Annotated in this window: 14 protein-coding genes; 7 read left to right on the top strand and 7 right to left on the bottom strand. The window is 69.8% G+C overall.

Features of this window, described 5'->3' with window-relative positions; translation table 11 throughout:
• Positions 1-74 precede the first annotated feature (74 nt).
• On the bottom strand, positions 75-1,319 hold the full coding sequence (gene glgC, locus QE388_RS16645) for a glucose-1-phosphate adenylyltransferase (RefSeq protein ID WP_275800204.1): 1,245 nt from the start codon (positions 1,317-1,319) through the stop codon (positions 75-77).
• 76 nt (positions 1,320-1,395) lie between these two features.
• Between glgC and glgA the strand changes: the two genes are divergently transcribed.
• The 3 genes from glgA to QE388_RS16630 all read left to right on the top strand — a co-directional run bounded on the left by glgA (position 1,396) and on the right by QE388_RS16630 (position 3,815).
• The gene (gene glgA / locus QE388_RS16640) at positions 1,396-2,586 is read left to right on the top strand and encodes a glycogen synthase (protein ID WP_275800202.1); all 1,191 of its coding nucleotides are present in this window, start codon (positions 1,396-1,398) and stop codon (positions 2,584-2,586) included.
• Positions 2,587-2,653: 67 nt separating this feature from the next.
• Positions 2,654-3,436: an ABC transporter ATP-binding protein gene (locus QE388_RS16635; RefSeq protein WP_058598059.1), complete on the top strand. Its 783-nt coding sequence runs from the start codon at positions 2,654-2,656 to the stop codon at positions 3,434-3,436.
• 127 nt (positions 3,437-3,563) lie between these two features.
• Entirely contained in the window at positions 3,564-3,815 is a 252-nt protein-coding gene (locus QE388_RS16630; RefSeq protein WP_013586710.1) for a type B 50S ribosomal protein L31, read from the top strand.
• Between the two features lie 310 nt (positions 3,816-4,125).
• Here QE388_RS16630 and QE388_RS16625 read toward each other — a convergent pair whose 3' ends face one another.
• The gene (locus tag QE388_RS16625) at positions 4,126-4,575 is read right to left on the bottom strand and encodes an Lrp/AsnC family transcriptional regulator (RefSeq protein WP_307386567.1); all 450 of its coding nucleotides are present in this window, start codon (positions 4,573-4,575) and stop codon (positions 4,126-4,128) included.
• Between QE388_RS16625 and QE388_RS16620 the strand changes: the two genes are divergently transcribed.
• Positions 4,544-5,296, top strand: coding sequence for an alpha/beta hydrolase (locus QE388_RS16620; protein WP_307386565.1), 753 nt, complete (start codon positions 4,544-4,546; stop codon positions 5,294-5,296). The genes QE388_RS16625 and QE388_RS16620 overlap by 32 nt on opposite strands.
• A gap of 81 nt (positions 5,297-5,377) precedes the next feature.
• Here QE388_RS16620 and QE388_RS16615 read toward each other — a convergent pair whose 3' ends face one another.
• From QE388_RS16615 to QE388_RS16605, 3 genes are all read right to left on the bottom strand, one after another.
• Positions 5,378-6,193 carry a carbon-nitrogen hydrolase family protein gene (locus QE388_RS16615; protein ID WP_307386563.1) on the bottom strand — a complete coding sequence of 272 codons (816 nt, stop codon included), beginning with the start codon at positions 6,191-6,193 and terminating at the stop codon, positions 5,378-5,380.
• Between the two features lie 288 nt (positions 6,194-6,481).
• A complete protein-coding gene (locus QE388_RS16610) occupies positions 6,482-8,026 on the bottom strand; it encodes an HNH endonuclease signature motif containing protein (RefSeq protein ID WP_307386561.1) in 1,545 nt (514 codons plus the stop codon).
• Positions 8,027-8,094: 68 nt separating this feature from the next.
• Entirely contained in the window at positions 8,095-8,829 is a 735-nt protein-coding gene (locus QE388_RS16605) for an exonuclease domain-containing protein (protein WP_307386560.1), read from the bottom strand.
• A 506-nt stretch (positions 8,830-9,335) separates the two neighbouring features.
• Here QE388_RS16605 and QE388_RS16600 point away from each other — a divergent pair.
• Positions 9,336-10,214 (top strand): alpha/beta fold hydrolase, encoded by an 879-nt coding sequence (locus QE388_RS16600; protein WP_307386558.1) that lies wholly within the window; start codon positions 9,336-9,338, stop codon positions 10,212-10,214.
• Positions 10,215-10,250: 36 nt separating this feature from the next.
• Here QE388_RS16600 and QE388_RS16595 read toward each other — a convergent pair whose 3' ends face one another.
• Positions 10,251-10,808 (bottom strand): CGNR zinc finger domain-containing protein, encoded by a 558-nt coding sequence (locus QE388_RS16595; protein ID WP_307386557.1) that lies wholly within the window; start codon positions 10,806-10,808, stop codon positions 10,251-10,253.
• Between the two features lie 71 nt (positions 10,809-10,879).
• On the opposite strand from QE388_RS16595, the gene QE388_RS16590 reads away from it, so the two are divergent.
• A complete protein-coding gene (locus QE388_RS16590) occupies positions 10,880-11,872 on the top strand; it encodes a DMT family transporter (protein ID WP_275800188.1) in 993 nt (330 codons plus the stop codon).
• A 294-nt stretch (positions 11,873-12,166) separates the two neighbouring features.
• On the opposite strand, the gene QE388_RS16585 is transcribed toward QE388_RS16590, so the two are convergent.
• On the bottom strand, positions 12,167-12,640 hold the full coding sequence (locus QE388_RS16585; RefSeq protein ID WP_307386555.1) for an Lrp/AsnC family transcriptional regulator: 474 nt from the start codon (positions 12,638-12,640) through the stop codon (positions 12,167-12,169).
• 176 nt (positions 12,641-12,816) lie between these two features.
• Between QE388_RS16585 and pdhA the strand changes: the two genes are divergently transcribed.
• Entirely contained in the window at positions 12,817-13,944 is a 1,128-nt protein-coding gene (gene pdhA / locus QE388_RS16580) for a pyruvate dehydrogenase (acetyl-transferring) E1 component subunit alpha (protein ID WP_275800184.1), read from the top strand.
• The last annotated feature ends 14 nt before the right edge of the window (positions 13,945-13,958 follow it).

The following is a 13,958-nucleotide window of genomic DNA, read 5'->3' as shown; positions in this document are numbered from 1 at the left end:
AGCAGGAAGACAGGAAGACGGAAGGGGCGGTGACCGTGATGGTCACCGCCCCCTCTGGCATCCGGAATCCGGGTTCACGCGTGGACGTGCACGTCCTTGCCGACGACGGTGATGCCCGTCTCGGTGACGGTGAAGCCGCGCGCGATGTCGCGCTCGCGGTCGACGCCGATGGTCGCGCCGGGTTCGAGGACGACGTTCTTGTCGAGGATGGCGCGGTGGATGCGCGCTCCCGCCCCGACCCGGACGCCGTCGAACAGCACCGAGTCCGTGATCGTCGATCCGCCGCCGGCGAGGGCCCAGGGGCCCACGACGCTGCGTTCGAGGTGGGTCCCCGACAGGACCGAGCCGAGGGAGACGATGGAGTCGATCGCGTTGCCGATGCGACCCACCGAGTCGCGCACGAACTTCGCGGGCGGCGCGTTGACGATCTGCGAGTAGATCGGCCAGTCGTTGTTGTACAGGTTGAAGACCGGCAGCGTCGAGATCAGGTCCATGTGGGCGTCGTAGAACGACTCGATCGTGCCCACGTCGCGCCAGTACGACCGGTCGCGCGGAGTGGAGCCGGGAACGTCGTTGCGCTGGAAGTCGTACACCGCCGCCTCGCCCCGATTGACGAAGTAGGGCACGATGTCGCCGCCCATGTCGTGCGCCGAGGTCGGCAGCTCTCCGTCGTGAGTGACGGCCTCGACGAGGGCGTCGGCGTCGAAGATGTAGTTGCCCATCGAGGCGAGCACCTCGTGCGGCGAGTCGACCAGGCCGGCCGGGCTCTGGGGCTTCTCGAGGAACTCGCGGATCTTCGTCGGGTCGGTGGGGTCGGTGTCGATGACGCCGAACTGGTTCGCCAGCGAAATGGGCTGGCGGATGCCGGCGACGGTGGCACGTGCGTCCGAGGCGATGTGCGCGTCGAGCATCTGGTTGAAGTCCATGCGGTACACGTGGTCGGCACCGATGACGACGACGATGTCGGGCTTCTCGTCGCGGATCAGGTTCATCGACTGGAGGATCGCGTCGGCGGAGCCCGAGAACCATCGTTTGCCGAGGCGCTGCTGAGCGGGGACGGATGCCACGTACGAGCCGAGCATGGGCGACATCCGCCAGGTCTGCGAGATGTGGCGATCGAGGCTGTGCGACTTGTACTGCGTGAGCACGACGAGCTGACGCAGGCCCGAGTTGATGAGATTCGAGATCGCGAAGTCGATCAGGCGGTACTGACCGCCGAACGGGACGGCGGGTTTCGCGCGATCGGCCGTGAGGGGCATGAGTCGCTTTCCCTCGCCGCCGGCGAGGATGATTCCGAAGACCTTCGGCGCTGCAGGCATGGCACCACCCTAGGGGTCGTAGCGGCTCGCGGATACACGTGCACGGCGTGCCTTTCGCTGTACTACGGTTCGTCTCATGCGCGTCGACATCGTGACCAAGGAGTACCCGCCGGAGATCTACGGGGGAGCCGGGGTCCACGCCACCGAACTGGTCAAGGCACTGCGCGCCGAGGGCACCGAGGTGCAGGTCCGCGCGTTCGGTGCGGCGCGTGACGAAGCCGACACGACCTCGTACGGTGTGCCCGTAGAGCTCGCCTCCGCGAACGGCGCGATCCAGACGCTCGGCACCGACCTCGAGATCGTCTCCGACGTCGCCGGCGCGGACGTCGTGCACTCGCACACCTGGTACGCGAACTTCGCCGGGCACCTGGCATCCCTTCTGCACGGCATCCCGCACGTCGTCACCGCGCACAGCCTCGAGCCGCTTCGCCCCTGGAAGGCGGAGCAGCTCGGCGGGGGCTATGCCGTGTCGAGCTACATCGAGAAGACGGCCTACGAGGGCGCCGCAGCCGTCGTCGCGGTGAGCTCGGGCATGCGCGACGACATCCTGCGCAGCTACCCGTCGCTGGATCCCGCCAAGGTGCGCGTGATCTACAACGGCATCGACACCGAGGCGTGGCATCCAGTGTCGGACGACGCCTTCCTCGCCTCCGTGGGCATCGACCCGTCGCGGCCGTCGGTGGTTTTCGTCGGTCGCATCACCCGCCAGAAGGGGCTGCCCTACCTGCTCCGCGCGGCGGAGCTGTTGCCGGCGGACGTGCAGCTGATCCTGTGCGCGGGGGCGCCCGACACACCGCAGATCATGGCCGAGGTGGAAGAGCTGGTCCGCGGGCTTCAGGCGACGCGTGACGGTGTCGTCTGGATCGATCGTCTGCTCCCTCGCAACGAGCTGTGCGCGATCCTCACCGCCGCGACCACGTTCGTCTGCCCGTCGGTGTACGAGCCGCTCGGCATCGTCAACCTCGAGGCGATGGCGTGCGGCGCGGCGGTCGTGGGGACGGCGACCGGCGGCATCCCGGAGGTCGTCGTCGACGGCGTCACGGGACGACTCGTGCCGATCGAGCAGGTGCAGGACGGCACCGGGACGCCCGTCGACCCCGAGCGTTTCGTCGCCGACCTGGCCCGCGTGCTGACGGAGGTCGTGACGGATGCCGAGACGGCCCGCGCCTTCGGTGAGGCCGGTCGTCAGCGCGCCATCGACGACTTCAGCTGGGCGGCGATCGCGCAGACCACGGCGGCTCTGTACGCGGAGGTCTCGGGGAAGTAGTCGCGCGGTTCTCCCCAGGTCGTCGCGTCGCGCGGGGGCGCGGTCTTGTCGCGGCTAGGCTAGTTCCATGCCCCAGGTTCTCGAGTTCTCCGACGTCGTCGTCCGCCGGAACACGCGGGACATCGTGTCCCATCTCGACTGGAGCGTCGCCGATGACGAGCGCTGGGTCGTGCTCGGCCCCAACGGCGCGGGGAAGACGACGGTTCTGCAGCTCGCGGACACCCTCCTGCACCCCACATCGGGCACGGTGACGATCCTCGGCGAGCAGCTCGGTCGTACCGACGTCTTCGAACTGCGCCCGCGTATCGGCTTCGCGTCGTCGGCGATGGCGCGACGCGTTCCGCCCGAGGAGACGGTGCTCGACGTCGTGCTGACCGCCGCGTACTCGGTGACGGGTCGGTGGCGCGAGCAGTACGACGACATCGACGAGCGTCGCGCGCTGCGCGTGCTCGCGGAGTGGCGACTCGATCACCTGGCGGACCGCACGTTCGGCACGCTGAGCGACGGCGAGCAGAAGCGCGTCCAGATCGCCCGGGCCGTGATGACCGACCCCGAGCTGCTGCTGCTCGACGAGCCCACCGCCAGCCTCGACCTCGGCGCCCGGGAAGAGCTGCTCGCGCTGCTCTCGGGGTACGCCCAGGCGCCCACGACGCCCGCCATGGTGATGGTGACGCACCACGTGGAGGAGATCCCCGTCGGGTTCACGCACGTGCTCCTGCTCCGCGACGGCGAGATCGTGGCATCCGGGCCCCTCGGCGAGGCCCTCACGGCCGAGAACCTGTCGAAGACGTTCGGCCTCGAGATCACGCTCACGCACGAAGCGGGGCGCTACGCCGCTCGCGCGGTCTGACGTCGCGCGGGAATCACTGCGCGCGAATCATTCCGCACGCCTGGTAGACTCTCCTGTTGGTGCCTTCGGCGCCGCAGACTTTGACGTCCTGGCAGAATCCAGGGCACCACTTCTCAAAGGACCTCCCATGAAGACTGACATCCACCCCACGTACAAGGCCGTCGTGTTCCGCGACCTCGGTTCGGGCGACACGTTCCTCACCCGTTCGACCGTCTCGAGCGACAAGACGATCGAGCTGGACGGCGTGGAGTACCCCGTCATCGACGTGGAAATCTCGTCGGCTTCGCACCCGTTCTACACGGGCAAGCAGCGCATCATGGACTCGGCCGGTCGTGTCGAGAAGTTCAACCAGCGCTTCAAGAACTTCGGCGGTCGTTGATCCTCAGCGGTTTCGCTTCGAAAGCCCTCATCCTTCGGGATGGGGGCTTTTGGTTTCGAGGGGGCTGTCAGCGACGGGTGCGTGTGCGCGGGGGTGGCCCGGGCGGGTAGGGGTGTGCGGGTGTCGTCGATCAGCCGTGCGGGGTGGGGAGCCGCGGCTTCGAAAGAGATGCGTGCGCGAAGGTCTTCGATCAGCCGTGCGGGGTGGGGAGCCGCGGCTTCGAAAGGGATGCGTGCGCGAAGGTCTTCGATCAGCCGTGCGGGGTGGGGAGCCGCGGCTTCGAAAGGGATGCGTGCGCGAAGGTCTTCGATCACCCGCGCTGCGAGGGAAGCAGCGGCTTCGGTGGGTAGGTGCTGAGCACGAGCGACGTCGTCACCGGGCCGAATCGCGCCAGCGCGTCGACCACCTTCTCCAGCCGCGCGGCATCGGGGCAGTTGACGTCGAAGAGGAGACAGTCCTCGCCCGTCACGCGGACCATCGCCGTGACCTCCGGGAGGCGTTCGGCGAGCTCGCGGGCCGGCGAGAGCTGCGCGTGGGTCGTGCGCAGTCGGATGACGGCGTGGATGACGAGTCCCACCGCGGCCGGGTCGATCACCGCGCGGTAGCCGGCGATGACGCCCGCGCGCTCGAGCCGCAGGATGCGCGCGCTCGCGGCGGGCTGCGACAGGCCGACTCTCCGCCCCACCTCGGCACCCGACAGTCGACCGTCGTGCTGCAGGAGTTCGAGGATGCGCCGGTCGATCGCGTCGAGTGGTTCCATCGTGTTCCGTTCCCTTTGCTTATGGATCGCTCGCGCGAAATGCGCGGAGCGAGTGAGTCCATCATGCTCGCCGAAGCGGCGTCGCGCGCTCACGGAGAGCGCGACTGAAGACGCAAGAGTCGAGAGGTGGTCGTCGATGGTGGCGTATGTGATCGTTCCCGGCATCGGGGGGTCAGGCGAGCAGCATTGGCAGACGCACTGGGAGCGGCGTTGGGGCCGTGATGCGCGGCGAGTAGAGCCCCGATCGTGGGATGAGCCCGACCTCGACGACTGGGTCGACGCGGTGGATCGATGCGTGACCGACCTCGCGCGACAGACCGATCGGGTGATCGTCGTCGCGCACAGTCTGGGGTGTTGGGCGGCGACCGAGTGGGACGCGCGGACCGGGGACCAGAGGCAGCCCGAGCGAGTCGAGCAGGTCGAACGCGCGCCGGTGACGGGGATGCTGCTCGTGGCGCCTCCGGATCCGACTGGCGATGCCTTTCCTCGAGCTGCGGCACCGAGCTTCGTCGGCCTCGCGGTGCGGCCGCTGGCGTGTCCAACCACGGTGGTGGCGAGTTCCGACGACCCGTACTGCTCGGTGGAGGTCGCGCAGGGTCTCGCCTCCGGGTGGGGGAGCACCTTGCGGAACGCCGGTGCGCTCGGACACCTGAACGCCGCGAGCGGTCTCGGGGAGTGGGCATGGGGGAGAGCGGTGCTCGGCGACCTTGTTCGGGCGTGAGGGATGCTCTCGAAGGCCACGCGCACGGCGCCGCACCGTGTCGGGCGGGTGTTTGCCCCCTCGTGCGGATGTTGCTCGCGATCAGAGGCGGGTGCCGGGCTTGTCGAACGAACCCACGTGCTCATGGCCGCCGAGGGACTCGCGACGCTGCGCCCACATGCGCTGGTGCTGGCGCGCGTCGTCAACGGCATCCGGATCGAGGTCGGCGAAAGCGATGTGTTCGCCTTCACCGGGGACGGTGATGCGTCGACCGAGCGGATCGAAGACAGCGGCGCCACCGATGAAGTCGTGTGGTGCGCCGACGAGCCCGCTGAAGACCACGTACATGCCGTTGTCGAGGGCGCGCGCGGCGTAGTGGAGGTCCCGGCGATGCTCACCGCCGGGGAAGTAGGCGCCGCTGTTGAGGTACACGTGCGCGCCGGCTCGCGCCGCGGCGGCCGCGTGCTCGGGGAAGTTCGCGTCATAACAGACGGAGAGCGCGAACCGGAGGCCTTTGAGAGTGAAGGAGGCGCCGTGAGCGCCAGGCGTGAAAACGGAACGCTCGCTGTCGTACAGGTGCTGCTTGTCGTAGGCGGGGAGCGGGTCGCGTCCCGGGCTCAGGATCACGTCGCCGAGGAAGCGGCATCCGTCCCGCTGGATCGCGGTGTTGACGATGGCGGTGACGCCGCCGTGGTCGACGGCGTCTTGAAGGCGAGCCCACCAGGTGGGATCGGCGAGCTCGGGCAGTGGTCGCGCGAAGGTGCCGTCGTCATAACCCGTGACGGCCGCTTCCGGGAAGAGCACGAGGTCGGCTCCTCCCGCCGCTGCCTCCTCGACCAGGCGCGCGATGCGCGCGACGTTTCCGTCGATGGCATTCGGAACGGCCTCCATTTGGACGGTGGCGATGCGGCAGGTCACTGGATCAGTCTGGCAGTCGAGGGCTGACGGAGCGTTTGAGCGTGGTTTCGCCGTTCTGTTTCTCTGCGCTGTTTCTCCGCTCTGTTTCGCTGCTCTGTTTCGCTGCTCTGTCTGCTGCTCCTTCGAGCGTGTGGAGAGCTGCGGAAGGCCGCGCACGGCGCGGCCGCGCGTGAGTCTTGGGCGTCTCCTCGAAGGGTCGCCGCGGCGCCCACAGGTGCGCCAAGAGGCGCAGAGGCCATCGGTCATGCGGGTCGGTGACACGGTCATGCGGGCGAGGGTGCTGCGGGCTCAGAACGGGGGTGGATCGGCGTCGTAGGCTCCGCCGAGCGGTGAATGCCAGCTCATCTGACCCGTGGCGGGATCGCGCGTCGGTGTCCATCGGGTCTCGTGGCGGAGGCGATGGTGGTGTCGGCATTCCGGCTCGAGGTTGTCGGCATCCGTGGTTCCGCCATCGGCCCAGGCGGTGAGGTGGTCGAGGTCGCAATCGCGAGCGGTGCGGTTGCATCCGGGGAAGATGCAGGTGGGTGAGGTAACCCCCAGCCAGCGACGAAGCGCAGCGGGAACCCGATAGGTCTGTCGATCCAGCACGAGGGGAGCGCCGGACACGGGGTGCGTGAGCAGGCGGACCCACGAGCGTGCTTCGCCGGCGAGGCGGCGCGCGGTGTCGAGGTCGATCGGACCGTACCCCTCGAGCGTGGCGGGTTCGGCGTCGGCGCCGAGAAGAGTCAGGGCGGGGATGGTGACGACGACGGTGGGCGAGGTGGGCGGTGCCGGGGAGCGGTGCTCCGCTGCGGCGGGTGGGGCAGGTCGCTCGTCGGCGACGGCGGACGGGGCGTGGAGTGACGCCGAAGCCGGCATGTCGGGCTCGGGAGAGGTCACGAGATCCGCGAGGACGTCCGCCCGTAGCTGCGCCAAGGTGCGCTCCTCGTCGGGCGCGGCGTGGAGATGGCGGGCCGCGCGATCCAGGCGCGACATGATGCTGCGCGCCCGGTCGGCGGGCAGGAGCGCGGTGAGCGAGGCCATGCCGTCGAGCTCGGGTGTCATCCACACACCGCGATCGCGTGCGGCGCGTCGGTGTCGGGCGTCGATCGACTCGGCGTGGACGCGTTCACGGAGAGCGCGTGCAGAGACGGCGAACTTCGTGGGGGTCAGCTGCGTCGCTCTGTCGGCGACGCCCTCGTCGAACGCGCTCCAGGCTCCGACATCCTCGGGAAGAGAGGTCGCGAGGCGGGCCGTCTCGACGGCGTGACGCTCGGACGTGCGTCCGTCGGCGAACTCGTCCCACAGCCGGGGGCAGCGCTCTTGCAGCACCTCGACGTGCGTGGCGCGCGTCCGGATGGTCTGCTCGGATACGCGCAGACGCACGGCCATCTCGGCTGCCGCGGCCCGCTGAGCGAGATCGACGCGGTCGCGTCGGACAGCGCGGACGGTGCGCCCTCGCGGATCGCTCCACGCCAGGTCGAGGGTCGGGTCGGGGCCGACCCAGGGCGTCGGGTCGGCTGCGGCGTCGCGGAGAACAGCGGCGATGATGCGGCCCTCCTCGGCCGCGAGGCGGTGCCGTTCGGCGGCGATCAGTTCGAGATGGCCGAGGACGGCGTCGAGATCGGAGACCGCGGCAGAGGCGGCTTCGGCGCGGGTGTCAGCGCCGCCGGGGAACGTGAGGTCGGCGTCGTCGAAACGCTCCGACGCCTCGGCGGGAATCGACATTTCGAGATCCAACAGGCGCGCCCATGCCGCCTCGTTCTCGAGCTCGTCTTCGTCGGGCCACGGGACTCCATCGCACGACCGCACCGCCGGCGACGGCCGGTCGGCGGGTGGAGCGGAGGTGTCCATGTCGAAACGCTATCGGGGACCTCCGACATTGACCGGGACGCCGAACATCGAGGAGAACCGCAGGCGTCTCAGCGGATCGGCCACGCCCCGTCGAGCGGGGGAGCCGTGGCATCCAGACGCCCGATCTTCACGAAATACTCGGTGAGACTCGCGGCCTGAGCGCGAGCCCAGGCGATCTGGCGCGTGTGCAGTTCTTCGACGGTCGAAGGCAGCCACGGCGCGAAGCGTTCGGCGAGCGCCAGGGCGAGCCGGCCCGCGGCGACCGCGTCGGCACACGCTTCGTGCGCCGACTCCAACGGCACCGCGTAATGCTCGGCCACGACCGACAGCGTGCGTTTGCCACGCCGGTAGCGGTCGTAGGTCTTGTCGACGACGAGGGGGTCGATCACCGGAGAGGGGGAGTCGATGGGAGCGATGCCGTGCCGCACCGCCTCGTGCTTGAGCATCGAGAAGTCGAACGGCGCGTTGTACGCGACGACCGGGATCCCGGCGGCGAAGAGTGCACTGAGCGCCTCGATCACCTCGGCGACGACGCGTGGCGCGGGAGCGCCGTCGGCCCGCGCTCGCTCAGTGGTGACCCCGTGGATGGCGGCCGCGCCGTCGGGGATCTCGACTCCCGGGTCGGCCAGCCAATCTCGAGCGTCGACCACGTGGCCGTCCGCGTCGAGCACGCCCACGTGCGCGGTCACGATGCGGTCGTTCTCGACGTCGACGCCGGTCGTCTCGAGATCAAAGACGCCGACGAGGCGCGTCCATTCGGGGGTCTGGAAGAGCGGAAGCGGCTCGGCCTGCCACAGGGTCATGTGGTCACCGTAGATCGGGGGTCCGACACGACCCGCGAGGCGCGCAGGAATGGGGGAGGGATGCCAGGAACTCCGGGTTGTGCACGGGGAGTGCTCGCCGCCGGCGCCGGGGATGTCGGAACCCCCAGTCGTGAAGGCGGGCTGCCTCGCCGCCGGCGCCGGGGATGCCGGCACGCCCGGCTGTGGACATGGGCTGCCTCGCCTCCGGAACCAGCGATGTCGGAACCCCCAGTCGTGCAGGCGGGCTGCCTCGTCGCCGGCGCCGGGGATGCCGGCACGCACGGCTGTGGACACGGGCTGCCTCGCCTCCGGAACCAGCGAGGTCGGAACCCCCAGTCGTGCAGGCGGGCTGCTTCGCCGCCGGCGCCGGGGATGCCGGCACGCCCGGCTGTGGACATGGGCTGCCTCGCCTCCGGAACCAGCGATGTCGGAACCCCCAGTCGTGCAGGCGGGCTGCTTCGCCGCCGGAACCCGCGATGTCGGAACCCCCTCGTAAACTCGATGCCATGCCCAACCCGTACGCCGACCTCCTCGCCGCGATACCGGTCGAGCGCCGCACGGTCGACGCGCTCGGGGGCGAGACGGCGTACTGGGTCTACGGTAATGACGCCGCCGAGACCACGATCGTGGCGGTGCACGGGTTCCGCGGTGAGCACCACGGGCTCGATCCGGTGGTCGCCCACCTCCCTGGCATCCGCGTGATCTCGCCCGACCTGCCCGGCTTCGGCGAGACGCCGCCGCTGCGTGGACGTGCCCACGACCTCGACGGTTACGCCGCGTGGTTGCGCGCGTTCGTCGACGCCGTGGCTCCGGGGGCCGTCGTCCTCGGCCATTCGTTCGGCTCGATCGTGTCATCGGCGGCCGTCGCGGGCGGTCTCGCGACGCCGAAGCTCATCCTGGTCAACCCGATCGGCGCGCCCGCGCTCGAGGGGCCGCGCGGCATCCTGACCCGGCTCGCCGTGTTCTACTACCTCGCGGGGGCGAAGCTGCCGCGCGCCGTGGGCGACGCGCTGCTGCGCAACGGTCTCATCGTCCGCGTGATGAGCAACGCGATGGCCAAGACGCGAGACCCCGCGCTGCGGCGCTTCGTCCACGAGCAGCACGACGAGTACTTCTCGCGGTTCGCCGACCGCGACGTGCTGCACGAGGCCTTCGTCACGAGCGTCTCGCACGACGTGCGCGAGTTCGCCCCGCGCATCGCGCAGCCCACGCTCCTGATCGCGGCCGAGAAAGACGACATCACGCCGATCGAGGCCGAGCGGCACCTGGCGACCCTCTTCCCCGACGCCGCCTTGGTCGAGATCCCCGAGGTCGGCCACCTGATCCACTACGAGACGCCGGAGGCAGCGGCATCCGCCATCCGGACGTTCCTCGACGTCAGCTGACGCGCCCGATCGCGCACGGCTCGGGCGACGAGAGCCCTAGGTCGTCTCCGCCTTCCGCTTGCGGTACGCGTTGACGTTCATGCGATTTCCGCAATTGCCGGCGTCGCAGTATCGCTTGGACCCGTTCTTCGAGAAGTCGACGTAGACGCCGTTGCAATCGTCGGCGTCGCACACGCGGACGCGCGCGTACTCATCGGCGCGGATGACGTCGACGAAAGCCATCGCCGTCTCGACGAGCATGCGCTGGGCGAGATGGTCCGAGGGCTCCGACGCGTGGATGTGCCAGTCGAACTCGTCGTGCCGTACGAGCTGCGGCAGTGCCCGTCCGTCGCGCAGCATCGCGTTGACGAGGGGTACCGCTCCATCGCGATCGACGTTCCACAGCTGTTGGATGCGGGAACGGATGCCACGCACCTCGGCGAGCTCGTGCTCGTCTCTCGCGCGCGAACCGGTGTAGGTGTGTCGCTCGGCGAAGTCATCGAGCTCGGCCATCGTGGTCAGGCTGTCGACCCCGCTCACGTCGGTCTGGGGCAGGGTGTTGACCAGCTCGACGGTCGCGCGCAGCACCAGTTCGGTGTCACGAATGAAGACCATGTTGACTCCTGACATGCCGAGGTCCTACTGTCACGAGTGTAAACGTTCTTCACTCCTGACAGCAGGCCCGCATGACCACGTCGTCCGTCACCCTCCCTCGCCCCACTCACCGTGGCTCCGGCGCCGTCACGGGCCTCGCCATCGCGGTCGCCTCCGCCCTCGCGTTCTCGAGCAGCGGCCCGTTCGTGAAGCCGCTCCTCGACGGCGGGTGGTCGCTCGGCACGGTGCTCCTGGTGCGGATGAGCGTCGCGGCTCTCCTGCTCTCGCCCGCTCTCGTCGTCGCGATCCGTCGGCAGCGCGGGTTCCTCCGACGCCACGGCCTGCTGATCGTCTCGTTCGGACTCACGGCCGTCGCCGGGTGCCAGCTCTTCTACTTCGCCGCGATGCAGCGGATGCCGGTGGCCGTCGCCCTGCTCATCCAGTACATCGCGCCGGTGCTCATCGTCATCGCGGTGTGGGTCCGCACCCGTCGAGCCCCATCGAAGGCGGTGCTCATCGGGTCGGTCGTCGCGATGACGGGGCTCGTTCTCGTCGTCGACATCAGCGGCGCACGTTTCGACCTGCTCGGCACCGTCTTCGCCCTCTGCGCGGCGGTCTGCGCGGCGGCCTACTTCGTGATCGCGGGACGCGCGGGCGACGACCTCCCGCCCCTGGCCCTCGCCGCAGGAGGGCTGATCGTGGGCGCGGTCCTCATGGGGATCCTCGTGGGCACCGGCATCCTTCCCTTCGCCGCTCCCTCGATCACGGTGTCGCTCGCGGGTCTTCAGGTTCCCGGCATCCTGCCCCTGCTCTGGGTGGGGGCCGTGGCGACGACGCTCGGCTACGCGCTCGGCGTGATCGCGGTGCCGCTCATCGGTTCGCGCCTGGCGTCGTTCGTCGGCCTCAGCGAGGTGCTCTTCGCCCTCGGCTTCGCCTGGCTGCTGCTGGGCGAGACTCCCGCTCCGGTGCAGTTCGCGGGTGGGGCGCTGATCCTCGTGGGGGTTGTGCTCGTGCGGCTGGATGCCGGGAGCCCGGCCGAACCGAAGACCGAGACGGCGAGCATCCCGGTGGTGCCGGCGCCGTGAGCTGAGGCGGGTTCCGGTCCCTTCGACAGGCTCAGGGACCTCAGGTGCTCGCGGGGACCGCAGGAGGGGGTTCCGGTCCCTTCGACAGGCTCAGGGTCCTGGGGCTCGCACGCTCAGGGACCTCGGGTGCTCGCGGGGGCCGCAGGAGGGGGTTCCGGTCCCTTCGACAGGCTCGGGGGCCTCAGGTGCTCGCGGGGACCGCGGGAGTGGGTTCCGGTCCCTTCGACAGGCTCAGGGACCTGGGGCTCGCACGCTCAGGGACCTCGGACGCCCGCGGGGGACGCGGCGCGCGGGCTAGATCTCGCCGCGCGCGAGGTCCATCAGCGGGCCGACGCGGTACCCGATGACCTCGCCCATCACGAGCGACGTCTCGGTGCGTTCGACGCCCTCGATCGCGAGGATGCGCGCGTCGGTGTCGAACAGGTGCTGAGTGTCGCGGCACGCGACCCGCACGAGCAGGTCGACCTGTCCGCTCAGGCCGTGGGCCTGAAGCACCTCGGGAACCTTCGCGAGCTCCTCGCGGATCGCCGGGAGCTCGGCCTGCCGCACCGTGACCTGGAGGAACGCCTCGATCGGGAACCCGAGGGCTTCGGCCGACAGCGTGCGCTCGTAGGAGAGGAACACGCCCCCGCGTTCGAGCCGACTCATGCGTGCCTGCACGGTGTTGCGCGAGAGGCCGAGCTTCTCGGCGAGCGCGACGACGGTGGCACGCGGATCGGCGGACAAAGCGCGGAGGAGGTCGAGGTCCACGGCGTCGAGCTTGCTCATGCTGCGAAACATTAGCAGGGGACCCACCCCTCGTAGTGCGCAGAATGCTGAGTTATGTACCGAGGTCTTGAGCGCCCTGCCTTCCGCGCGTACGGTCGGCCGTGTCGGCGACGTTGCCGACACCCGGAACGCCCCGGCTCTCACGAGGAGCTCGGGCCGCAGCTGGAGGGATGACGATGACGTACACCCAGACCCAGGACTCTCTCACCGGAGGAGTCCCCGACCAGGGAGAGGTGCTGCGGGTGCTCGAGCCCGACGGCTCCCGCGTGCCCGACGCCACCCTCGACCCGTGGGTGTCCGACCTCTCGCCGCACGAGCTGCGGGCCCTCCACCGCGATATGGTCCTGACCCGGCGACTGGATGCCGAGGGCGTCGCCCTCCAGCGACAGGGTCAGCTCGCCCTGTGGGCACCGTGCCGCGGCCAGGAGGCCGTGCAGGTCGGTACCGCGCACGCACTCGCCCCCGGCGACTTCGTCTTCCCGAGCTACCGCGAGCACGGGGTTCTGCTCGGCCGAGGCGCGCAGCCCGCGGATTACGTGCTCGCGTGGCGCGGGGAGGAGCACTCCGCCTACGACCACACCACCATCAACGCCGCTCCGCCCCAGATCATCATCGGCGCGCAGTCGCTGCACGCCACCGGCTGGGCCATGGGAGCGCAGCGCGACGGCTCGACCGACGTCGCCGTCGCGTACTACGGCGACGGTGCCACGAGCCAGGGTGACGTCAACGAGGCGATGGTCTTCGCCTCCTCGTTCCGTGCCCCGGTCGTCTTCGTCTGCTCGAACAACCAGTGGGCGATCTCGGAGCCCGTCACCGTCCAGGCGAAGTACCCCATCGCGGGCCGCGCGCCGGGGTTCGGCATCCCGAGTCTGCGGATCGACGGCAACGACGCGCTCGCGTGCGTCGCGGCGATGCGGTGGGCGCTGGATCGCGCGCGGCGCGGAGAAGGGCCTTCGTTCATCGAGGCGGTCACCTACCGCATGGGCCCGCACACCACGAGCGACGACCCGACCCGCTACCGGGAACCGGCCGAGGTCGAGGCCTGGGCACAGCGCGACCCCGTCGAGCGGCTCGAGGCCTACCTGCGGGCCGAGGGGATCCTCGACGACGGAGGGCTGGAGGAGGTCGCCCGGGCCGCCGACGCGCTCGCCGCCGAGGTCCGTGCGGCCTGCATCGGCGCCACGACGCGCGCGCCCGAGACGATGTTCGACCACGTGTACGCGGAACCCCACGGTGGGCTGGAGCGGCAGAAGGCGGAGTACGTGGAGTACTTGGCCGGGTTCGAGGGTGAGGGCTCGCGATGAAGGTGCTGACTCTC

It is taken from the genome of Microbacterium sp. SORGH_AS_0969, from assembly GCF_030818255.1.
GTDB lineage: Bacteria > Actinomycetota > Actinomycetes > Actinomycetales > Microbacteriaceae > Microbacterium.
The sequence above is the reverse complement of the archived record's forward strand: the minus strand, read 5'-3'. Positions and strand labels throughout refer to the sequence as shown.

What these genes read in the sequence shown, in the direction of transcription:
- QE388_RS16585 (WP_307386555.1), bottom strand. Translation starts at nt 12,640, where the DNA reads ATGAGCAAGCTCGACGCCGTGGACCTCGACCTCCTCCGCGCTTTGTCC.
- QE388_RS16620 (WP_307386565.1), top strand. Translation starts at nt 4,544, where the DNA reads ATGCGCCGGTCGATCGCGTCGAGTGGTTCCATCGTGTTCCGTTCCCTT.
- QE388_RS16605 (WP_307386560.1), bottom strand. Translation starts at nt 8,829, where the DNA reads ATGACCCTGTGGCAGGCCGAGCCGCTTCCGCTCTTCCAGACCCCCGAA.
- glgC (WP_275800204.1), bottom strand. Translation starts at nt 1,319, where the DNA reads ATGCCTGCAGCGCCGAAGGTCTTCGGAATCATCCTCGCCGGCGGCGAG.
- glgA (WP_275800202.1), top strand. Translation starts at nt 1,396, where the DNA reads ATGCGCGTCGACATCGTGACCAAGGAGTACCCGCCGGAGATCTACGGG.
- QE388_RS16610 (WP_307386561.1), bottom strand. Translation starts at nt 8,026, where the DNA reads ATGGACACCTCCGCTCCACCCGCCGACCGGCCGTCGCCGGCGGTGCGG.
- QE388_RS16625 (WP_307386567.1), bottom strand. Translation starts at nt 4,575, where the DNA reads ATGGAACCACTCGACGCGATCGACCGGCGCATCCTCGAACTCCTGCAG.
- pdhA (WP_275800184.1), top strand. Translation starts at nt 12,817, where the DNA reads ATGACGTACACCCAGACCCAGGACTCTCTCACCGGAGGAGTCCCCGAC.
- QE388_RS16630 (WP_013586710.1), top strand. Translation starts at nt 3,564, where the DNA reads ATGAAGACTGACATCCACCCCACGTACAAGGCCGTCGTGTTCCGCGAC.
- QE388_RS16590 (WP_275800188.1), top strand. Translation starts at nt 10,880, where the DNA reads ATGACCACGTCGTCCGTCACCCTCCCTCGCCCCACTCACCGTGGCTCC.
- QE388_RS16595 (WP_307386557.1), bottom strand. Translation starts at nt 10,808, where the DNA reads ATGGTCTTCATTCGTGACACCGAACTGGTGCTGCGCGCGACCGTCGAG.
- QE388_RS16600 (WP_307386558.1), top strand. Translation starts at nt 9,336, where the DNA reads ATGCCCAACCCGTACGCCGACCTCCTCGCCGCGATACCGGTCGAGCGC.
- QE388_RS16635 (WP_058598059.1), top strand. Translation starts at nt 2,654, where the DNA reads ATGCCCCAGGTTCTCGAGTTCTCCGACGTCGTCGTCCGCCGGAACACG.